At 33.3% G+C, this 23,249-nt stretch carries 14 protein-coding genes; 6 read left to right on the top strand and 8 right to left on the bottom strand.

The window, feature by feature from the left end; translation table 11 throughout:
* Window positions 1–151: 151 nt before the first annotated feature.
* Window positions 152–1,195 (bottom strand): site-specific tyrosine recombinase/integron integrase, encoded by a 1,044-nt coding sequence (xerA, locus tag QZ824_RS05390; RefSeq protein WP_291274996.1) that lies wholly within the window; start codon window positions 1,193–1,195, stop codon window positions 152–154.
* Between the two features lie 441 nt (window positions 1,196–1,636).
* Window positions 1,637–2,089 carry a 6-carboxytetrahydropterin synthase gene (locus QZ824_RS05385; protein ID WP_291274995.1) on the bottom strand — a complete coding sequence of 151 codons (453 nt, stop codon included), beginning with the start codon at window positions 2,087–2,089 and terminating at the stop codon, window positions 1,637–1,639.
* Between the two features lie 84 nt (window positions 2,090–2,173).
* On the opposite strand from QZ824_RS05385, the gene QZ824_RS05380 reads away from it, so the two are divergent.
* Entirely contained in the window at window positions 2,174–2,776 is a 603-nt protein-coding gene (locus QZ824_RS05380) for a 2OG-Fe(II) oxygenase (RefSeq protein WP_291274994.1), read from the top strand.
* 141 nt (window positions 2,777–2,917) lie between these two features.
* On the opposite strand, the gene QZ824_RS05375 is transcribed toward QZ824_RS05380, so the two are convergent.
* The 5 genes from QZ824_RS05375 to QZ824_RS05355 all read right to left on the bottom strand — a co-directional run bounded on the left by QZ824_RS05375 (window position 2,918) and on the right by QZ824_RS05355 (window position 12,954).
* On the bottom strand, window positions 2,918–3,667 hold the full coding sequence (locus tag QZ824_RS05375; protein WP_291274993.1) for an enoyl-CoA hydratase/isomerase family protein: 750 nt from the start codon (window positions 3,665–3,667) through the stop codon (window positions 2,918–2,920).
* Window positions 3,668–3,669: 2 nt separating this feature from the next.
* On the bottom strand, window positions 3,670–7,119 hold the full coding sequence (locus tag QZ824_RS05370) for a T9SS type B sorting domain-containing protein (protein ID WP_291274992.1): 3,450 nt from the start codon (window positions 7,117–7,119) through the stop codon (window positions 3,670–3,672).
* Between the two features lie 82 nt (window positions 7,120–7,201).
* Window positions 7,202–10,612: a hypothetical protein gene (locus QZ824_RS05365; protein WP_291274991.1), complete on the bottom strand. Its 3,411-nt coding sequence runs from the start codon at window positions 10,610–10,612 to the stop codon at window positions 7,202–7,204.
* A 68-nt stretch (window positions 10,613–10,680) separates the two neighbouring features.
* Window positions 10,681–11,595, bottom strand: a complete 915-nt coding sequence (locus QZ824_RS05360) for a GYDIA family GHMP kinase (RefSeq protein ID WP_291274990.1) — start codon at window positions 11,593–11,595, stop codon at window positions 10,681–10,683.
* 42 nt (window positions 11,596–11,637) lie between these two features.
* A complete protein-coding gene (locus QZ824_RS05355) occupies window positions 11,638–12,954 on the bottom strand; it encodes a hydroxymethylglutaryl-CoA reductase, degradative (protein WP_291274989.1) in 1,317 nt (438 codons plus the stop codon).
* Window positions 12,955–13,267: 313 nt separating this feature from the next.
* On the opposite strand from QZ824_RS05355, the gene QZ824_RS05350 reads away from it, so the two are divergent.
* The 5 genes from QZ824_RS05350 (at window position 13,268) to QZ824_RS05330 (ending at window position 20,958) form a co-directional block, all read left to right on the top strand.
* Complete coding sequence (locus QZ824_RS05350; protein ID WP_291274988.1) at window positions 13,268–15,439, top strand: S9 family peptidase; 2,172 nt, start codon at window positions 13,268–13,270, stop codon at window positions 15,437–15,439.
* 37 nt (window positions 15,440–15,476) lie between these two features.
* Window positions 15,477–17,195, top strand: a complete 1,719-nt coding sequence (locus QZ824_RS05345; protein ID WP_291274987.1) for a peptide MFS transporter — start codon at window positions 15,477–15,479, stop codon at window positions 17,193–17,195.
* Between the two features lie 80 nt (window positions 17,196–17,275).
* The gene (locus tag QZ824_RS05340; protein WP_291274986.1) at window positions 17,276–18,934 is read left to right on the top strand and encodes a peptide MFS transporter; all 1,659 of its coding nucleotides are present in this window, start codon (window positions 17,276–17,278) and stop codon (window positions 18,932–18,934) included.
* Window positions 18,934–20,445 carry a peptide MFS transporter gene (locus tag QZ824_RS05335; RefSeq protein ID WP_291274985.1) on the top strand — a complete coding sequence of 504 codons (1,512 nt, stop codon included), beginning with the start codon at window positions 18,934–18,936 and terminating at the stop codon, window positions 20,443–20,445. The genes QZ824_RS05340 and QZ824_RS05335 overlap by 1 nt, the downstream gene beginning before the upstream one ends.
* A 48-nt stretch (window positions 20,446–20,493) precedes the next feature.
* Window positions 20,494–20,958 (top strand): thioredoxin family protein, encoded by a 465-nt coding sequence (locus QZ824_RS05330; RefSeq protein ID WP_291274984.1) that lies wholly within the window; start codon window positions 20,494–20,496, stop codon window positions 20,956–20,958.
* Between the two features lie 212 nt (window positions 20,959–21,170).
* Here QZ824_RS05330 and QZ824_RS05325 read toward each other — a convergent pair whose 3' ends face one another.
* Window positions 21,171–23,183: a ComEC/Rec2 family competence protein gene (locus tag QZ824_RS05325; protein WP_291274983.1), complete on the bottom strand. Its 2,013-nt coding sequence runs from the start codon at window positions 23,181–23,183 to the stop codon at window positions 21,171–21,173.
* Between the last annotated feature and the right edge of the window lie 66 nt (window positions 23,184–23,249).

Genomic DNA, 23,249 nt, shown 5'->3' with positions numbered 1-23,249 from the left:
ATCCTATCATTTTTTAATAAATTATTTGTATTCGTGATTTTTTCAACACGCTTGCTACCAACTTGTTTATATGCTCAGTTTTTTGCTTTTTTGTTGAGCAAAGCTAACTGTTATTAGGTAGCTATGCTCAACTACTATTGCGTATTATTTTTTATAAATCATCAAATGGACTTTTAATTTGCTGAATGTTTTTAGTACTCACGTGCGTATAAATTTCAGTTGTTTTACTGCTATTATGTCCTAATAATTCTTGTATGTATCTTAAATCTGTGCCACTTTCTAACAAGTGGGTGGCATAGCTATGTCTGAGCCAATGCAATGTTACAGGTTTATTAATTTTGGCTAATCTAACACTTTTTTTTAATACTTCTTCTAAACTTCTAGTAGAATATTGCGTATTTTTTTGTTGTCCTTCAAAAAGATACGTTTTTGGACTGTATTCCTTATAATAAATCCTTAATAATTCTAATATTTTAGAAGATAATGGAGTAATTCTATCTTTTTTACCTTTGGATTGTCTAATAATTACAACGTTTCTTTTAGAATCTATATCATTGGGTTTTAAATTTAATAATTCACTTCTTCTTAGTCCGCAACTGTAAATCATTGAAAGCATTACTTTGTGTTTTAAATTAGTATGCGCAGAAAGAATTGCTTTCACTTCATCCTTACTCAAAACATTTGGTAATACCTTTTCTCGTTTAGGACGATGTATTTTATTTATTTCAATCGATGTTTCTTTTACTATCTTAAAGAAAAGCTTAATAGCATTTACTATTTGATTTTGGTAAGAAGATGAAAATTTATTTTTCAGTATAAAATCGTTATTATAAGCAATAACATCTTCGTTAGTAATGTCTTTTACAGCTTTGGTATTGCAAAAAGTTAAAAACGATTTTAATGCCTCACTGTAAGTGTTTATTGTGTTTAGGCTATATCGTTTTGATAAAAGGTAACGCTTAAAGGTTTCAATGCTTGCTATTCCCTCAGTATTAGGAACTAAAGTATGCGCTAAAGGCAATTTAAAATGCAATCGATTGCCTTCCGTATCAGGCAAATGCCAATATTTGTTTGAAGCACTCCAGCGAGCATCTTCAAAAGTTTTAATACGTGTAATTAATGTGGTGTTTTTTTCAAAGTAAACAGCAATTCTTGGCGTTCCTTTGTGTAGGATGGTTTTGGCTTTGTAATTCATAATGATTGGTTTATATAACACGAAAATAGAAAATAATCTTTTAAACGCTTGAAAAAAAAAGTGCTTTTCATTTTACTTTTTTATGTTTTCGAACGTACAGTAAAATCAAGTGCTCAAGACACTAAAATAAATTGCCCTAGGGAAATTAAACAATTCCCCTAGGGAAAATGACTAATTCCCCTAGGGGAATTAGTCATTTGCTGTACAGCAATTGATTTTGTAAAACAGATAAATGGAAATAGAAGACCTAGCAAAAGAAAAAAAATCCTTATGCTCCATTTTTAAATAAAAGAAAGGGTTGGGGCTCCGTTGTTGGTTTTAGGTCAAAAAGGTATTGTTAGCTTCTGTCACTTCAGCAGTTGCTAATAAAGGTGAGGGTGTTTACTTTTTGTAAAAATGAAAATAGGTCTTTTAGGCAATTCAAGGTAATATAAGGACAGGCTAAGCATTGTCACTTGCATACCATTCAGCAAATGAAGTTTCTGTTTCTTGCAGTCTTAAAGAATGTAAACGAATAGACTCGGGTAATCGGGCCGATATTTTAGCAGCAAAGTCGATTACCATATTTTCACTTGTAGGTTGGTAGTCCACTAAAATAACATGATGGCCACGGTCTTGCAATGCCATGGCTAATTCTACATGAGGCGTGTTTTTATTAAAAACGGTGGCATGGTCAAACACATCCACAATTTCTTCTTTCACAATTTTTTTTAAATCGCCAAAATCAATTACCATACCTAACTTTACATTGGAAACATCTGTAATAGGGGTACCTATTACGGTTACAGATAATTTATAGCTGTGTCCGTGTACGTTTTTACATTTTCCGTCGTAGCCAAACAAAGCATGACCGGTTTCAAAGTTGAACTGTTTGGTGATTCTAATGTTACTCATTTTTTCTTGTAATTGAATTGCAAAAATAGGAAATAATTTAGCTCTAATTTCATTTATCTTTGCATTAAAATTTAGAAATCGCTCATGGAACGCAACGAGACTTTTGAAAGGATTATTGATGGTATTGTTCAGGAACAGTATGTCGTAATGGATAATTTTTTTTCTGCCGAGGAAGTAACTGTTCTTAAAAATGGTTTGTTGGAAGTACAAGCCCAACAGGCATTTAAAAAGTCGGCAATAGGGAATCGTGCAGATGAGAAGATTATTGAAGCTATTCGTGGCGATTATATTTTTTGGTTAGACGAGCAAACGGTGACACCTGCCTCTGCGTTATTTTTTAAAAAAGTAAATGAGCTGGTGGCTTATCTCAATGCAACTTGTTTTTTAGGAATTGCAGAAAAAGAATTTCACTATGCTCTTTATCCTGAAGGCACGTTTTATAAGCGTCATTTAGATGTTTTTCAAAACGATCAACGCAGAAGATTGTCGCTTGTTTGTTATTTGAATGATGAAAATTGGTTGCCTGAATATGGCGGTGAATTGGTCATTTATAAAGCTTCGGGCGATGTAACTGTATATCCTGAGCGTGGTAGGGTGGTGATTTTTGATAGTCAAACGTTAGAGCACGAAGTTAAACCCGTTCACCAAAAAAGATACAGTATTACAGGTTGGTTAAAAACCAGATAGGAGCACCTGTTGTTCATTCCATAGGATAATGAGTCCCGTCTTCCGTTTTATCTTTTGGAGTGGCTTAGGTGTTCAAAGCCACTCCAAAAGGATGTCACTTCAACCGGGGCTATAAGTCCCGTTTATTTTCCAAGAAGCGGTTTATTTTTTAAACTTTGCTAAGGCATTTTTGGTAAAATCAGACAAAACTAAGGTGCCTGAAATTGCTGCACGGTCATATAGTAAAGTAGACCAATGATCGGTATTTTGCCACAATACTTTTTTCATTTCTTTTAACGCTTCAGGATGATAACTTGCTAGTTGCGTGGTAAAAGCTTGGGTGCATTCATCTAAGGCCTCGTTTGTAGCTACTAATTGCGCATACAATCCCTTTTCAAATGCCCATTGTGCTGTTTTCCAATTGCTCGCATCAAGAGTCAGTTCGGCCATAGCTGTGGCACCTATTTTTCTACTTACGGCAGGTTCAATTACAAAAGGACCTATTCCAATGGTTAGTTCAGATAATTTAATGTCTGCTTTTGTGGTACCCAGTGCATAGTCTGCTGCTGCTACAATACCAACACCACCACCCACGGCTTTACCTTGAACCTTGGCTACAATCAATTTGGAACAACTGCGCATAGCATTGATAACGTTAGCAAAACCAGAGAAGAATTTTTTACCCGTTTCTAAGTCTTCTATGGCTACTAATTCATCAAAAGAGGCTCCAGCGCAAAAGGAATTGCCTTCGCTTTGCAACAAGATTAGGGTTACAGCTTCATTTTGGTCAAGGGCTTCGATAGCCTCAACTAGTTTCTGTAGTTGAACTCCCGGAAAGGAATTGCCTGCAGGATGAAAAAAAGTTATGGTTCCAATATTGTGGTTTAATTCTGTTTTTACAAAAGCTTCCATTGTTATCTTTTTAAACTAAAATGTGATCTAAATTCTTTGGTTTCGCCGTTTTGTTTGTATTCAATTCTAAACCAATAATCGGTCGAAGGCATTGGCGTGCCGTTGTAGATGCCGTCCCAACCATTGGTTTTGTAGGGGTTGATTTCTTTAAGCAATTTGCCATAACGATCAAAAATATAAATCTTGGCTTCAAATTCTGGTGTTAAACCAATAATATTCCAAGTGTCGTTATAACCATCTCCGTTAGGAGTAAAATAGTTCGGGTAAGAAATGGTTCGAATGGCATTTGAACTAATTTGTCCACATTCGTTTTTGTCTCTTACATAAATAGTATACGTTCCGTTTTCTAAGTTGTTAAACACAGGACTGTTTTGCCATTCTATATTGTCTAGGCTGTATTCATAATTTCCAAAACCACCTGAGGTTATGGCCTGAATACTAGAAAGCCCAGGTGCAAAAAGTTCATTGTTTAAAATTGCAGTTACGGCTACTGGCGGAGATGAAATAAGGACTTGAATTTGGTCTTGCTTAGTACAACCAGTAACGGTATTGGTTACAACTACACTATACACGCCTGGTTGGGTAATATTATAAATAGCAGGGTTGGTATTTGTGTTAGCCGGAGTCCATGTATAGGAATAATTTCCTTGGGTTGTAGGGGTAGCATCTACAGGAAGAATTCCAGCGCCATTGATTGGGTTTACACAAAGTATTTTACGTGTAGGTAAATCAAAATTAGGAAGTGGATTAACTGTTAACGTCACATAAGGCCCTAATCCTATACAATCATTATTTAAACTACTATCGATTCTCACCCAAATGGTTTGCGAATGAGGGATGGTGTTTCTAAAATTAGCTAGTGTAGTAATGGCATTTGTTTCTGCTAAGGCATTGGCTTGTGAAGTGTAATAGGTTACGGTTAAATTTTGATTTCCAGGGAATAAATTTAAAATAGCTGTTGTGGCAGGGTTTAGATTAAAATAATCTATTCCGTCAAAATCTGGATCACTTAGACTAATAAATTCATCACATTCATTTAACGGAAATTGGAACCCAGCAGGCACCTGTGTGGTCGATACTATTAAGTTGACTTTAGCTGTTCGGTAACATCCAAATTCATTAGTAACTCTAGCCCAAACGACACCATTATTCGCTGAATTATATACCGTTGTATTGGTAATTGGATTTGTGTTGTTTTCTGCTTCCGTTTGTGTAGTATAATAGGAGAAGGTTAAGTTGTTTTGTGTTGCAAGTAAACCATTGGCTTCCGTTAGATTGAAATCAGTGATAGCATCTGTATCGTCATCACATTGAGTTAAAGTTATGGTATTTGAAACTACAGGTTTTGGATTAACTTTTACTTCAAATGAAGTAACACTATAACAGCCAGTAGCCGTATTGGTTAAACGCACATGAATGGTGTTATTTCCACCATAGTATGTAGTAATGCTTCCTGTATTAGCTATTGCATCTGAAGCTGTTAAATGGTAGGTTACAGTAATGCCTGTTTGTCCATTTAGAGCTTCGGTGTTCTTCGTGTTTAAATTAAAGGTTACTTTCCCGTTTGTGTCGTCTCCATCTAAATTGTCGTCACATTGTTCTAAAGTTGTGATTGGACTAATACTAGGTAAAGGGTTATTTGTTATAGTAATGCTTGAAGATAATTCAGGACAAACACTATTAGCAGGTATCGTATAAGTGTAAGTTCCAGAAACATCTACAGCTGGATTAAACAAACTGGTACCACTAGCCAAAGCAGGAGACCAAATTCCTCCAGTAGTTACATTAGTACCTAGAAGAGTAAATAAGTCAAAGCTAGGGTCGTTGATGCATGTGTTTTTGGTGGTACTAGTTCCTGGATTTCCACCTTGAACTACAGTTACATTTGCTTTTACGGATATGGTTGTTAAGGAGGTGTTGCAGTTTTTAGTAAAGGTATAAATGTATTCTCCAGGTATATTTACGGCAGGATCAAAAATATTTCCGTTTAAAGGTGCACCGCCAGCAGGAACAGCCCATGTACCATTAGGCCCTGGGTTACCATCTATTGATTCAAAAAGGTCTTTTGTAGCCGAAGAACACACAGTAACATCGGTATCTGTTGGGGCACTACCAAATCCAGAATAATAACCGGCATAACCCGCTGCTCCACTGGCTCCAAATACTCCTACGGCTAATGGGCCTGTAGATACAACTCTTACATTACCTGAGTAACCAGAAATTCTATAAGTTACCCAATCTGTATTTCCTAAAACCGCTTCCGAAGTTGCTGGATTAATAGGGTTGCCATTTACGGTAATGGTTGAACTGCTATAAGTTAACACCATAAGGTCGGCACTATAATTGGTGTTTCCAATTGAATCAATCGCCGGAATGTAAACTGAATTTTGAAAAAAGCAACTCAATGGTGGAATGAAATTTAAGCCTGAAGTGGGAGAGGATGCTGCTCCACCAATTAATTGATAGGCAAAAACCGGCTTTGAAGAACGAATATATATGTTTTTACTATCAAGACCTTGGTAATAAGAATTAGGAATTAGGATGTAATCACCTGCATTCAAAGTAGCGATAGGCGTTGTATTTCCATTTACATAAATTTCTGTATTATCTTCATTAGCAATCAGTAATGGTCGTTCCATTTCAGGTAATCCATTCCCTTCAATAAAGATGTATTCCGTGCCAATTTGTGTGGCAGATACAATTTGATCCAAGGTGAAATCAGAACCATTATTGGTAACTCCTCCAGTTGCGTTACCCGTATTTACGGCAACAGGTTTATTAGCTACTAATGACGCGCCAATAAATCCTGTCCAATTCGCTGTATTATCTGTGTAACCACTAAAAACAATACTTTGTCCTTTGTTTAATGTAAATACTTGTGTGTCAGGACTAATAGGGCCGTTTAGTGTAACAAAATCTACGTTAGTATCATAATCCGAAAGTGTAATGGTGGTATTGTCTTGTGTAGCCATAACACTGGCTACAAAATTTCTAATATTAATCTCTCCTCCTTGTGGAGTACTACCTAATCTAAAGCTAGTACCTATACCTGGTTTTCCTTTAGATATTAAGGTTTCCGCATGATTTTGAGCACGCATCCTAAAACTAGCGTAAAAGTCTTTACTTCCTTCTAAGATTAGACCTTTATCTGAAACGACAACATTAAGATCTGTCTGGTCTAAAAACATAGAAGACGGTTGTCCGTTTCCTATTAAAATTACAGCAGGATTGGTCTGTGAAATAGTGAAAGGAGAGCCAGTAATTGGGGTTCCATCACCTGTTTTTACCGTAACCTGAAAAGGAACGGTTTCAGCGGTTGATAAGTAAAGGTAATGATCTTGAATCGCCGTATCGTCTCTTGAATGTAATGGTGGAATCCAATGTTTATTACTTAATTGACTAAAACTAACTAGACTTAAGAGTAGAGTGGTAATTATATAGACGTTTTTCATTTTAGAGTATTTACGCAAATGTAGTTTTTTTACCTCTGAAATTGAATGTTTGCTAATTAAATAAGCTGTTTTTAACATTTTTTTAAAAAAAAGCTCTCAGTTGTATTGTTCCTGTATGTATAGTTTTGCTTGTTTCGGATTTTCTGCCTTGATAATTGATAGCTACATCTAAGAATTGGGTAATATTTTTTTGTAGATTGAATGTCCAAGTCAAATTCTTCCCTGCTTGTAAACCTTCTAGTAGTTGAAAACCTACAGGCGAGTTTTGATTCCCTTGAAATTGATTGTCATAATAACTAAAATTACCACTGCTGGTTAATCCTTTTTCACTATTCCAAATAAAGGCTGTTCCCCATTGATTTTGTTTTAAATTTTCTTTTGTGCCAATGGTGTTTTCTTTTACACTATTTTTATAAAAAATTTCCCAGCTTGCATTTTTAGAGAATAAATAAGTGATTTTTGGATTCAACTCCCAAGATTGTATAGTGAAATTTCTTGTACTATAATTGTCGGATATACTTTTACTATTGGTTGTTGTTGTAATCGCTTGGAATAGCCAATATTTTTTAACTAGATGTGCGTATTGCAATTGATGTGATTTTAACTGGTTTTCTTGACTTCCAAAATTCAATAAATTTTTAACAGAATTAGTGGTGAAGTTGTAAGTAACTGAATGCCGTTGTTTACCTTTATTGTAAAACAAATTGTTTCTAAAAGATTGATTTAATCCGATTAATTCGTTTTCATTATAGGTGAATGGATTCCATTCGAAATGATTAGACGATCGTTTTATTTTTTTGTCAATAATAAATGAAGTTTGGTTGTAAAATTTAGAAAGCAGTTTTTTTAAACCGCTTGCATTTTGCCATACTGAACCATTAAAGGTTAACGTTTGACTCCATTTATTTTGATAGGTGCGCACAAATACTTGATTAGGTAAAAAGATTTTAACATATTTTGCTAAATCAGGAAAAGTAGCAATTTCAAATTCTTGTAATTCTTGAATATTATTGTTGTTGTAATCATTCCACATGTAAACTCCTCGGCCTGGTTCAACTTCCAAAAAAGTGAAATCTTGTTGCGCAATTGTTCCAGATGAAGTTTCGTAAAAGGTGTTGATTTGAAGCAATTGTCCAAAATAGGAATCGGTATAGTTCAATCTGCTGTTAATGGAAGGTTGGCTGGTTCTGCCGTCATTGAATTTTAAGTTTCTATAATTGATGAATAGACTTAAATTTTGATCGTCATTTTTTAAAATTTGCGATTTCAAATAGGAAGAAAAAGATTGGTTCACTCGTTTTAAAAGACCGTTTTGAAGACTATCGTTGTTTCGAATTAGATAGCCTATTTCCGTAAACACTTTTGTAGAATCGCCTCGACCTATGAAATGACCAAACTCAGTAAATCGTTGACTGATGTTCGTTAAACTTTGAGTGGTGGTGTTGAATTCTTTGTTGTTTTCATGACGAAAACTTCCACCAATGTAATTTTGTTTATAATGGTATTTTGTTACTGTTCGGTTTCTAAAAAAGTCAGAATCATTTAACTCTCCAGAACTTTTCATGTAACTTCCTTGGGTTTGAACTAGAACATTTTTATTCTTGACCAACGCTTGAAACACTTGTTTACTTCCTGAAAAATGATGTGCATAATCTAGTTTTTCAAATTGGTATTTTCCATTCACTAACCATTTTATACTGTCACTTTTATTTTTAAAGAAGTCAATCCCTCCAATGATGAGAGATTGATTGCCTGTAGGAGTTAACACATTCCAATCTCGATTGAACTCAATATTATACAAACGCTCGATAGGTTTGAAGTTTTCTTGAACATAATTCACGTTGGTAAAAGCATTGAAAGTGAATTGTGGTGTTTTAAATTGTTGCTTGGCATGGAGTTTAGTCGCTATTCCCTTATTGTTGTTGTCATCTAGGTTAGAATACAAGTTGAGGTCGTGGTTGCTAATTGCAATTTCACTTTCTAATGTTGTTTTTTCAGTAGGTTGATAGCTGCTTACTAGGGTTGCTACTTGAAGTTTTATAGGTGCAATAAGCTGAATAATAGGTTCGTAATTTCCTTGCGGAACGCCATTTACAGGTGCAATATATTCATAAATTTTGCCAATGGCATTAGAGCTGGCTAGGATGTAATTTCCTTGATTGTTTCCTACTAAAGAGAACTTAACTTGATATAAAATTTGTGTAGCATCTGTTGAAAACACAAATACTTCTGATCCACCAACAACCATTTTTCGGTATAAGATTTTGTTTTCAGAATAGGTGTCGACAAAAGCCGAAGAAGCTTGCATTAAAGAAGGGTCATCTCCTGCATTTTGCAAGACTTGTATTTGTTGTTCGGATAAGGATTGTTGTAAGGGTTGGTTTTTTACATCGCTTTCAGAATAAACATAGGCGCCAATTTTAAATCGTTCTCTATCATGTTGAACGCCGCCATAGGTTAAAAAGCGAGTGAAATTTCGATCAGAATATTGATATTCAATAACAATTCGCATTTCAGAAGTGATTGGTTTGGTTGCATTAAAAATGATTTCTCCTGCATTATAATCAATGATGTAATCTTTGTTTTCGCCACGCTCTTGTAAAATTCCGTTGATAAATACACGTTCTGACCCTGAAATGACTAGTACATACAATTCACCATTGGATCCACGAAGTTTGTATGGGCCTTGATTCCCTTCTTGACCAACGAAATTACTTTTAGCATATTGTCCTCTAACTAAAGAAGCCGCGGCGAAAATATTGGTTTTATGATTGGTGTTGCCCCAATTGATGGTTGTATTTAAACCTTGTACTTTTTTATTGAAATTTAAAAAAGAAGTGGTTCTATTTTCAAGAAATAAATCACCGGCGCGAATATTCCAATTTTTGGAAGCTAGTTCAATAAATATTTGGTCGAATTCATCTAATTTTTGAGAATAGCCACCCTCTTGTAGCGGAATATTTCGATCTTGTATAGAAGCCCTCAGAGTTACTTGATCGGATAACTTTCCCGAAACTTGTAAATCGAGATTAGAATTTAGAACTGTATTTTGATTATTACCTACGGTTACTGCTCGAGAAATACTTCCATTAGTTTGCAATCCGTTGAATAATGTTGAGGTTTTTTTGTTCGATTTATCCTGAAAAGAGATGAGTTGCCCCGCTTCATTGGGTACAATTTTTTTAGGATCGTAAATGGAATAGGTTTTAGTTAAAAAATGAGGTAAACGCTGATAGGCTATGATAATAGTATCGGTAATTTCTTTTTTAAAGGTTATTTTTTTAGAAACCGCATCAAAAGCATAAAAACTGGTGTCTAAAACTTGCTTTTTAGTTTGTATTTGTAAAGTGTTTGGATTGATAGCCGTTGTGTCGAGAACAATTCCTAAACGAGAATAAATTACTTTCTTTTGCTGGTAAGTTGTTAGTTCTTCTTGACCCCAAGTCGTCGAGAAAAAAAATAAAGAAAACAAAAGAAGCAGCGATTTATACATGTTTCAAAAATAGTGATAAATGTATAAACGAGGAAATGTGCAGTTTTGTTTTATGTTTAAGAGATAATTTAAAGAATCATCTCTTCATATTTCAAAATAGTTTCATAACCTTTATTTTTGAAATAAGAAGTTGGGTTTTCTTCCGAAACAACTAACACAAAATCGCCGCCCCAAGCGCCAAGACTTTTTATGGTGCCTTTAAAATCGGGAAACAAACGTTCTTTAACTGTGGGTAATTCTAAAATAGTGCTCAAAATAATTTCGTGTTTTTCTAATAGTTGGGCGGCGTGTTCCATCTCATTACTTACTAATAAATCTTGAGTGATGGCATTTATTTTTTCTGTTTCCTTTTGTAAAAACGCTTGCTTATTCATGTAATGTTGAATGGCATGACGACTGTTTTGCTTTTGGTTTAAATAAACAAAGTAGAGTTGTTCTTTATATTTGGGATCAAACGAAACGATTTGTACATGAGGTAATTCGTTTTCTAACTGGTAAAGTATAGCCGTATCATTTTGTGCACACGCAATATCATATCCGCTGCCGCCAAAACTTTCACGTAATAATTGAAAAGCATCAATTTGTAACCATTGAGCAATGTTGTTAATTAAGGTAGAGGAAGTGCCTAACCCCCAATTTCTCGGAAAAGTTAATTCTGTTTGTATAGTATAACCTTGGTTTTCTAAGAACGTTGGATTTTGTTTGAAAGCATAATGCAAAATATGAATTAACGTTTGTTTAATGGGGTCTTCTTCGAAATTTATTTTTTGTTTGATGTCAGTAAATGCCAATTGTGTTTCAAACCAACAACTCCCGTCTTGATCAAAACTTTGCCAAATTATGGTCTGCTGTTCTAATGGTGATATGTGTAGTAATTGCCCAAATTTAGTAGGTAATGCTAACGCATGAGCGCCATTCAAAACAAGGTATTCACCTGTAATTAAAAGTTTGCCGTTAGAATAGAAGGATCGTTTGTTTGACATAAAAAAGGAAAATTAGCTTAATTTTTTCAATGTGATTTTCGTTTATCCTTTTCTCAAGTTTTCTAGATAATCTACAACTAAATTGTGCGAAACGGTTTGATCTGCAAAATAAGCAATTACTTTTTCTTTCTCTTCCTTGGTCGCTTTATGTTGATTCAAAATATTATTCAAGTGCATTTTCATGTGTCCTTGTTGGATACCGGAGGTAGTTAAGGAACGCAACGCGGCAAAATTTTGTGCTAAACCTGCCACAGCAATAACTTCCATTAATTCTTGAGCTGATGGATTGCCTAACATTTCTAATGAAAACTTTACTAAAGGATGTAAGCTTGTTAATCCCCCTACGGTTCCTAAGGCTAAGGGAACATCTAACCAAAAAGTAAAGATTCCGTTTTCAACTTTAGCATGAGATAAACTAGCATATTTTCCATTTCTACTAGCATAAGCATGAATACTCGCTTCTACCGCTCTAAAGTCGTTGCCTGTGGCAATAACAACGGCATCAATTCCATTCATAATGCCTTTGTTGTGTGTAACTGCACGATAAGGTTCAATCTCTGCAATTTTAACAGCAGTCACAAATTTTTCGGCGAATAATTCAGGAGAAATGTTTTTATCTTCATTCAAATCAGCTACTGGACAAGAAACCTCTGCTCTCACTACACAATTTGGAACAAAATTGCTCAAAATACTCATGATTATCAAAATGTCACTTTCTTCTGTAGTAAAAGCTTTAAATGAAGTAGCGTTGGCTTTGAATGTTTTAGCAAATTGTTCTAAACACGAATTAATGAAATTCGCTCCCATACTGTCTTTCGTTTCAAAAGTAGCATGAATCTGATAATAGTTTTCTAGTTCAGATGTTTTATCAACTAGAGATAAGGAAGTGATTCCTCCGCCCCTTTTTTGCATGTTTTTAGTAATTCCTTCTGTGTCAGATAAAAGAGTGGGTTTGATAAAATTAAAATAGTCTTTTAATTTGCTTTGATCACCTCGATATAGAAAATGAACTTGCCCAATTTTTTCTGTGCCTAAAATAGTAGTTTTAAATCCACCACGAGCACCCCAAAATTTAGCCGATTTACTAGCCGCCGCTACTACTGAGCTTTCTTCTATAGCAAATGGAATGGTGTAGTTTTTACCATTGATAGAAAAATTTGGTGCTACACCCAAGGGTAAGTAAAAATTAGTTATCGTGTTTTCGATGAATTCATCGTGTAATTTTTGTATACTTTCTTCTGTATTCCAATATTGTAAAAGTGTCTTTTTTGCTTCCTTTGGATTTGAAAAATAAGTTGATGTAATCCAATCAATTTTTTCTTCTTTCGATAGTTTTGAAAACCCTAATTTATGTTGCATTTTTCTCTTTTTCTTAGTGAAAAGCAAAGGTAATAATTTTGAAATGAAACAAAAGCTAATGAGTATAACTAATTCAATTTTACAGCTGATTAGCGATTTTTTTTAGTCTTGGCTCTTTTCTAACATTGAAAATAGTTTTACAGCTGATAAGTTTTAAAAATTAAATTAACTGGTTGAATATGATGCTTGTTTGATAAAGTAAAGGTGCTGTTTTACAACTGTTTTAAGATTGAAGAACAAAAGAATGTATCAAAAATTATGGTTATTTCATATATTTTTACTAAAATTGGAGGTTTTTTTATCTAACTATTACATGAAATCGTCAATTAAAATCTTAGTATTATTTATTTTTTCTTCATGGAGTGTAGTAGCGCAGCAAGCTATTACATTAGAGGAAATTTGGTCAGGTGCATTTAGAACCAAAGGCATGGATGAACTAAATGCCATGAAAAACACAAATCAATATACCGTTCTGAATTTTAATAGAAGCTCAAGAACAACGCAAATTGATTTGTATGATTATGCAACATTAAATAAAGTAGCCACTTTAATTGATACTAAAAATCATCCAGAGCTTAAGTCAATTGATAGTTACACGTTCGATAAGCAAGAAAAAAAGATTTTGATCGCTACGCAGTCGAATCCTATTTTTAGACATTCTTTTACGGCAAATTATTTTGTTTATGACATCGCTGCTAAAAAGTTGCAAAAGTTTACGGATAAAGCCATTCAAGAGCCTACTTTTTCACCTGATGGGAATTCAGTTGCGTATGCTTTTGAGAATAATTTATACCTTACCAATTTGATTAGTGGAGTAACCACTCAAATGACTAAAGACGGAAAGAAAAATGCTATTATTAATGGTATTACAGACTGGGTATATGAAGAGGAATTTTCTTTTGTAAAAGCGTTTGATTGGAATGCAGATGGTACAAAAATTGCATTCATTCGTTTTGATGAAACTAATGTTCCAGAGTTTTCAATGGATATGTATAATGAAGGTTTGTATCCTACGCAAAACGTATTTAAATATCCTAAAGCAGGTGAAAAAAATGCAGAAGTTTCATTGCATGTTTTTGATATTAAAACGAATAACGTGTCTACTATTAATTTAGGCAATTATACAGATTTTTACATTCCTAGAATTAAATGGACAAACGATGCAGCTCTTCTAAGTGTTCAAGTTATAAATCGTCATCAAAATAATTTAGATTTACATTTTGTAGATGCGAATACAGGTAAAACTAAAGTGGTTTTAAATGAAAAAGATGCCGCTTATGTTGAGGTAACAGACCATTTAACCTTTTTGAAAGATAACAGTTTTATTTGGACTTCAGAAAAGGATGGATTCAACCACATATACCATTACGATAAAAATGGTAAATTGAAAAAACAAATTACAAAAGGAAACTGGGAGGTTACTGCCTATTATGGTTTTGACGAAAAAAACAAAACGATTTACTATCAATCAGTTGAAAATGGATCTATTAACCGTGATGTTTATGCTATAAATATTGACGGAAAGGGAAAAATAAGATTGAGTTCAAAAACAGGTACAAATGCAGCTACTTTTAGTCCAAATTTCCAATATTTTATTAATACGTTTTCAAGTGCTACAGCAGCGCCTTATTATTCTTTAAATGATTCTAAAACAGGGAAAGAAATTAAGAAAATTCAGTCTAATGAAGGCGTAGAAGAAAAGTTAGCAAAATACGGAGTAAGTCCAAAAGAATTTTTTGTATTAACTACAGAAAAAGGGCACAATTTGAATAGTTGGATGATTAAGCCAAAAGATTTTTCTGCTTCTAAAAAATACCCTGTTTTAATGTTCCAATATTCAGGTCCTGGATCACAGCAGGTGGCTAATACTTGGAATGGAACGAATGATTACTGGTATTTCATGTTGGCACAAAAAGGATATATTGTTGTTTGTGTAGACGGAAGAGGAACAGGTTTTAAAGGTGCCGGATTTAAGAAATGTACGTATAAAGAGTTAGGTAAGTATGAAGTAGAAGACCAAATTGATGCAGCTAAAGTGATTGGAAAATATGCGTATGTAGATGCTTCTAGAATCGGAATTTGGGGTTGGAGTTATGGAGGCTTTATGGCTTCTAATTGTATTTTCCAAGGAGCAGATGTGTTTAAAACAGCTATTGCAGTAGCACCAGTAACTTCTTGGAGGTATTATGATAGTATTTATACAGAGCGTTATATGCAAACACCACAAGAGAATGCAAGTGGGTATGATAATAACTCCCCCATTAACCATGTAAGTAAATTAAAAGGTAATTTCTTGTTAGTGCATGGAACAGCAGATGATAATGTTCATGTTCAAAATACGATGAAAATGATAGAGGCGTTAGTACAAGCCAATAAACAGTTTGATTGGGCTATTTATCCTGATAAAAATCACGGTATTTATGGGGGTAAAACTAGATTGCAATTGTATACGAAAATGACTAATTTCTTATTGGAAAAATTATAAAAACGAAAACTATTAACTAATCAATAAAACTAATTAAATGAGCGAAACAACAGCAAAACAAAGTCATCCTAAAGGTTTGTGGGTGTTATTTGGAACCGAAATGTGGGAGCGTTTCAATTTTTATGGAATGCGCGCTATTTTGACGCTTTTCATGGTAAATTCATTATTAATCAAAGAAGCAGATGCAGCTATTATTTATGGTGGATTTCTTGCCTTGTGTTATTTAACACCACTTTTGGGCGGGTTTATTTCAGATAAATATATTGGAAACCGATACAGTATCATGTTTGGTGGATCTTTAATGGCTATTGGTCAATTCTTATTGTTTATAAGTGCTTCTACTTTTGATTCAAGTATTGATAGTGCTAAATTATTTATGTGGATTGCTTTGTTTATTATCATTTTTGGAAACGGCTTCTTTAAACCAAATATTTCATCAATGGTGGGTAGTTTATATCCAAAACAAGATAAAGATAAATTAGACTCTGCTTTCACTATTTTCTATATGGGAATTAATATTGGGGCTTTTTTAGGTCAGTTTATTTGTCCTTATGTTGGGGATGTTAAAGATGCTACTACAGGAGTAAGAGATATTTTTGCTTTTAAATGGGGATTCTTAGCGGCTTCAATTGCAATGATTATTGGTACGGTAACTTTCTTCCTTTTAAAAAACAAATATGTGGTTACGCCTGAGGGAAGACCAATTGGAGGTTTGCCTAAAAATAATGTAAATGATGATTTTGAAGAAGGAGAATCACAAACCGCTAAATTCTCTTCTAAGTCAATTGGTATTGCAGGATTAATATTCGCAGTTTTATTCTTTGTATTTAGATATTTACTTGTGGGTGAATTTGGTTTTTCATCAGTTGAAATGGGTCAATTAATCAAAGGAATTATCTATCCTTTCATTTACTCTGCAGGAATAGCATTAGCCTATTTGATTTTAAGTTCTGCTGAAAATAATGTAGAGAGACAAAGAATTTGGGTAATTTATATCGTTTCGTTTTTTATTATTTTCTTTTGGGCTGCTTTTGAACAAGCAGGTTCGTCTTTAACATTTATTGCGGACAATCAAACAGATAGAAATATTTTTGGATGGAATATGCCTCCTTCAATGGTTCAAATATTTAATGGTATATTTGTAGTAATGATGGCATTGCCTTTTAGTTTATTATGGGATAAATTAAGAGCTCAAGGTAAAGAACCTGTATCACCCATGAAACAAGCTATTGGATTGGCATTAATTGCTGTAAGTTACTTTATTATAGCACACAACGTAAAAGATTTGGGTAACTCTGGATTATTAGCTATCAAATGGTTAATGTTGTTATATTTTATTCAAACATTAGGAGAATTGTGTTTGTCACCAATTGGGCTATCTTTGGTAGGTAAATTAGCGCCTAAACGTTTTGCTTCATTGTTATATGGGGTTTTCTTTATCTCAAATGCGGCAGGTTATGCGTTAGCGGGTTCATTAGGAGCAATTATTCCAGCTACTGGAGATAAATTCCAAAAAGCAGAAAAATTAGGCGTTAATTTGCAAGATGTGTTAGATAAAAAAGTTGCTTTATCTGCTGAACAAATTGCACTATTTGAAAAAGAACAGATTCCTACAGCAAATACTTCATTTGCAGGTTTTGAAATTCATAATTTATATGAATTCTTTATGGTATTTGTGGTGTTGTGTGGTATTGCAGCTATCATTCTAGCGTTGTTGTCGCCAAGACTTAAGAAAATGATGCACGGAATCAAATAAATGATTTTAAAATATTTTCATATCTTTCAAGCCTGAAACATTGTTTTCAGGCTTTTTTTAATTGATAAAATAGAATTTATATGTGGAAAAATCATCCTAAAGCCTTACCTTTTTTGTTTTTATCTGAAATGTGGGAACGTTTCGGGTATTATTTAATGATTGGAATTTTTACCCTATACCTTAAAGATGTAGAAACGGGGTTTGCCATGACTGAAAAAGAGGCCTCTGATTTATACGGTACTTTTATTGCGTTAGTGTTTCTAACACCTTTTATTGGGGGTTTAGTTGCCGATCGATATTGGGGCTATAAAAAGTCAATTATCATAGGTGGAATTTTGATGGGAATTGGTTATATGATGATGGGAATTCATGATAAGACCATTCTTTATTTGGCCATGACTTTAGTAATTGTTGGTAATGGATTCTTTAAACCCAATATTTCTACTTTATTAGGTAATTTCTATTCTGAAGATAAATATAAGGAACAAAAGGATGAAGGCTATAATATTTTCTACATGGGGATTAATGTTGGGGCTTTTATTTGTAATTTCTTTGGTGCCGTTTTTGAAAATTTATTTGGTTGGACAGCTGCTTTTATGGTGGCTGGAGTAGGCATGTTTATTGGTGTACTTGTCTTTGTTTTAGGAACGAAGCATTATGGGGATAAAACAGCTAAAAAAGGTACTCAACCAGGTGACATGCCGTTTTCTAAAATTGTACTTTTTATATTATTGCCATCAGTAATTTTTGGAATCATAGGATGGTTAATTAAAGGTGTAGCTTCAGATACGAATCCAGAAGCATTTATTTTTGGATCAGATAGTACAGATGCCTTTATTTTTGCTTGTATTCCGGTAGTATTGTTTTATTCTAGTTTATACTTCCGTGCTAAGACGGATGAAAAACGTCCTATTGGTGCCTTGTTAGCTATCTTTGCTGTAGTTATTCTGTTTTGGGCCGTATTTAAATTAAATGGTTCGGCATTAAACAATTGGGGCGATAAATACACGGATAGAGAAGTTTCAGGATTAGCTAAAGATATAACAGATAATATCAAGTTAACCAAGGAATTAGAATACAAGAAAGATTCTGTTGCGGTTTATGATAATGCATTTCGCATTCAAAAAGTAAATGGCGAGGTGGTAAAAGAGGTTAATTATCCTTTGTATTTTAGAAATGTAGCACCAGATAAATTACCAAAAGAAGGGACTAAAATTTCCGTTTGGGCTTCTAATTTAAGTCAATCTATTAATCCTTTCTGGGTTATTGTCTTGACACCGTTAGTTGTTGCTTTCTTTACTTTTTTAAGAAGTCGTAAAAAAGAGCCTTCAACGCCTACAAAAATTGCATTTGGATTATTAATTTCTGCCTTGTCTGTATTGGTGATGGTTTTGGCAGTTAAAGCAGGAAATAATGGCTCCGAAAAAGTGAGTGTATTATGGCTATTTGCTAATTATGGGGTTATCACTATTGGGGAATTATTGTTGTCACCAATGGGCTTATCTGTAGTTTCAAAATTGAGCCCCGTAAACATTACATCATTAATGATGGGAGGATGGTTCTTAGCAACGTCTATAGGAAATAAATTATCTGGAGTTTTAGCTTCAATGTGGGATAGTTATGATAATAAGGCTGATTTCTTTTGGGTAAATTTTGGTTTGTTGTTATTTGCTACCTTATTAATGTTTGCTTTATTGAAACAATTGAACACTGTAATGCGAGAGAGAGGAATTAACTAATGAAGCGAATGGTAACAACAGAGGAAATACAAAATTTTAAAGGGAAATACCCGAAACAATTGTGGTATTTGTTTTTTAGCGAAATGTGGGAACGCTTTTCTTTTTATGGCATGCGAGGTATGTTGGCTGTCTTTATGGTGAGTCAATTAGCAATGGATGAAAAAACAGCTAACTTACAATATGGCGCTACTCAGGCATGGGTATATGCATTTACCTTTATAGGTGGATTGTTTGCCGATAAGATTCTCGGTTTGCGAAAATCGTTATTTTGGGGAGGAATTTTGATGATTGTAGGAAGCGTTATTTTAGCATTAGACCCTAAAAATTTCTTTTTTATAGGAATAGGCTTTACCATTGTCGGAACTGGTTTTTTTAAACCTAATATTTCTTCAATGGTTGGTCAATTATATAAAGATAATGATGTTAGAAGAGATGCTGGCTTTTCTCTATTTTATGCAGGTGTTAATTTAGGTGCTTTGATTGGTGGATATATTTGTATAGCAGTAGCTAATGGTAATATGTGGTCGTCAGTTGTACCCGTAGATTTGCGTTGGAATTTTGCCTTTGGCTTTGCTGCAATAGTAATGCTAATTAGTTTGTTAACTTTTACGCAAACTCAAAAAAGTTTAGGAGAAATAGGGTTAAGTCCATTAGCGCATTTAGAAAATTCTAAACGAAAAACATTTGAGGTACTAACTTTTATTGGTTCATTGGCTATATTGCCTGTAATTATCTTAATGGTAGAAAATACAGTTTATACAGATTGGTTTATGTATTGTATTGGTCCAGCAGCATTACTTTATATTTTATATGAAATGCGTCAGTTTTCAAGTTCTGAAAATAAAAAGCTAATAGCAGCTGTTGTATTCATGTTGTTTTCGGTTATCTTTTGGGCTTTCTTTGAACAAAGTGGAGGTTCTTTAAGTCTGTTTGCAGCAAATAATTTAAATAATACGGTTTTAGGAATTACGTTAGATCCCAATGGAGTGAATAACTCTGCTAATTCACTTTTTGTAATTATTTTTGCTGCTTTAGTTGGTGTAGTGTGGGTTTGGATGGCAAAAAAGAAAATGGAACCTAATACGGTAGTGAAATTTGGATTAGCTTTTTTATTTTTAGCTGGTGGTTTTTGGATTTTTTATTATACTCAGTTTTTTGCTGACGCCTCTGGTAAAACATCATTAGATTTGTTTACATTTGGATGGTTTGTTATTACTTTTGGTGAGTTATGTTTGTCACCGATTGGCATGAGTGCTATGACAAAATTATCGCCTCAAAAAACTCAAGCGGTAATTATGGGCATGTGGTTTTTAGCTAGTGCGTATGGACAATATTTTGCAGGCATTTTAGGTGCAGACATTGCTGAAGCTTCACAACATGCAACTAATGTGGTGAAATTAACGACTTATGCGGAAGGCTATCAAAAATTAGCACTCTACGCTTTAGTAGCAGGTGGTATTTTAATAGCAATTTCACCATTGATAAAAAAATTAATGCAAGATGTTAAATAAGAAAATAAGGTTTGACATTTGCTATCTTTGAATGATAAAATAGAGATTATGAAGAAAATTATTTTATTTACAATTTTATTTTTAGGTATTGCAGTTAATGCACAAGAATTAACTTGGCATACCGATATGACAAAAGCAACTGAAATTGCTATTAAAGAAAAAAAACCATTGTTACTGTTTTTCACAGGTTCTGATTGGTGTGGATGGTGTGTTCGTCTTCAAAATGAAGTGTTGAAAACACCTGAGTTTAAAAAGTGGGCTAGTGAAAATGTTGTTTTAGTAGAATTAGATTTTCCTAGGAGAACACCGCAAGAGGAATCTCTAAAACAGCAAAATGCACAATTAGCACAAGTATTAGGGGTACAAGGTTTTCCTACTTTATATTTTGTGACCCCTTCTAAAACACCTGACAATAAAGTGAATTTGAATAATTTTGGTTCACAAGGTTATGTAGCAGGAGGCCCAGTAAAATGGCTAGAAGGTGCTAACCAGATCATGAAAAATAAGTCTTAAATTAAAAAGGTTGTTGAATTTCAGCAACCTTTTTAATTTTCTTCGTATTTATGTTTTCACATAAAACAGTTAAAGTTTTTATTTAACGTAAAAAGGAGATGTGAATATAGCAGAACGGATTTTAAATATAGATAATAAGATATTTAAGTCAGGTTATTTTTCCTTATAGTCAAACGATTTGCAAAATATTCTAATTATAAGCTGTTTGTGTATTATTTTAGAATAAAAATTCCTTTTTCAGTTGTAGCATGAAAAGGTTGGTTTAGTGAGGAACAAGTTTTTTTCCAAAGTTGAATGTATGATTTAAAATTAGAGCCATCAGCAATAATTAGTTTGGGCTGTAATTGATGAATTATTCGTTCAAGATTGATTTTAGGCGAAGTGGTTAAATAAATAATATCTGGTTTTATTTTGGTTTTGTAAATTCCATTGGTGTCAATTCGGAGTATTTTTTGTTTGAAATAAATTGTGTTATCAAGAGAACGGATTGTTGATTTTTTTGCAAAATTACTACGGCAATAGTTAGCTATTAATGTTTTGTTTTTACTGCTATCCGTAGTTAGAAAATGGATTTCTTGCTTATCTTTTATGGCCAAGAGTGAAGATTTATACGTGTTGAAAATCACGAGTTCTCGATCTTCTTTTTTTGTGATTATTTGAATCAAGTAACAAAATTGAAAGAGAAAAATAGAGGTTAAAAACAAATATGCATTTTTCTTTTTTGGATGAGAAAATAAAAATAATAAGCTCACTACAATAAAGAATAAACTTATTGCCATACTACTATGAAAAGCAATATTTTTAATTACAAAAGTATCAAAATGACTTAGCCAACGGGTAAAAGTATTCATCCAATCAATACAGAAATTGGTTATGTAGCCAATGATTTTTGCTAAAGGGAAATATAAATAGACGAAAGGAATGAGAGTTAATCCTAATATTAATATTAAACTAGATAAAGGAATAACAACTAAATTTGCTATTAAAAACAATAGAGGAAATTGCCCAAAATAATATAGCGTTAATGGTAAAACGCCTAACTGGGCTACTAATGTCATTAATAAGGTTTCTTTTGTTTTGAGTATAATTTTATATTTTGAATATGCATATTTGTTTACAATGGGTTGAAAGGCTACAATTGCAAGTACTGCACAATAACTTAGTTGAAATCCAATATCTAAAATATAATTAGGATTCCAAACTAACAATAACAATGCTGAAGTAGCTAAGGCATTATAAATGTTGACTTCACGTTTTAGTAATTGACCATAGGCAATTACACTAAACATGACAATGGATCGAACAACAGAGGCAGACAATCCTGCAAGTAGTGCATATGTCCATAAAATGGTCAGAGATAAAACAAAAACTGTTATAGAGCCATTTTTTCTTCTTTTTAAAGGTTTAGTGGACCAAAGTATGATTTCGTATAGTAAGGCTATGTGTAAACCAGAGATCGCTAAAATATGAATTACGCCGGTATTGGTGTAACTGGAAGTAAGCTCCTTTGAAACGATAGTTCTTTCTCCAAATAAAAGCGCTATCAAAAGATTGTAGTTTTCATCCTTTAATCCCAATTTATGAAATCGTTCTATGAGTGATTCTTTGCAATAATTGAGGTAATAACGCCAGTTGTTGGTCACTTGAATCTGAATCTTATCCTCTTTTTTTAAATGAAGTTCTTGATAAATATTTTGACGATTTAAGTAATCTGTGTAATTAAATTGATATGGATTGTGTATGGATTCAATATCTTTAATTTTACTAATAATATGAGTATTTTGACCTAATTTAATAGATAGCTTTCGTTCTTTAGGAATGTAAATTAGTAGTTTGCCAATGGCTTTCTGTTGATTAATTTGATGAACATCGAGTACATATTTTTCATAATATGTTGTGCTCTTTAAACGTTCAATGATTTGCCCAACTACTAAATTCTTCTCGCTTTTTAAATGGTGACTAAAATGTAATTTATTGTTGATTTCAGTATGAATAATTTGAGAAAACCATCCTAAAAATAAAAAAGCATTGTAGATGGAAATTCCAAGTAAGCTGCTGTTTTTCTTTCTTTTTTCATTGAAAATATAGCTAAGGATTATAAGTAATAGGCTGGTAATTAAGCTCCAAAAAGGCAGATAAATAGAAAAAGAAGTATTAAATCCGATTACTATTCCTATTGAAAAGAATAGTAATAGCGGTACAATCGGATATTTAATGAATTTCATGTAGTAAAAAAGGTGTTTACTACAAATATATATTTATTTTTGAATTTTACTACAAATTAATACAGC

It is taken from the genome of Flavobacterium sp., assembly GCF_021151785.1.
GTDB lineage: Bacteria > Bacteroidota > Bacteroidia > Flavobacteriales > Flavobacteriaceae > Flavobacterium.
Note: the sequence above shows the minus strand (reverse complement) of the source record. Positions and strands in the feature narration are given on the sequence as shown.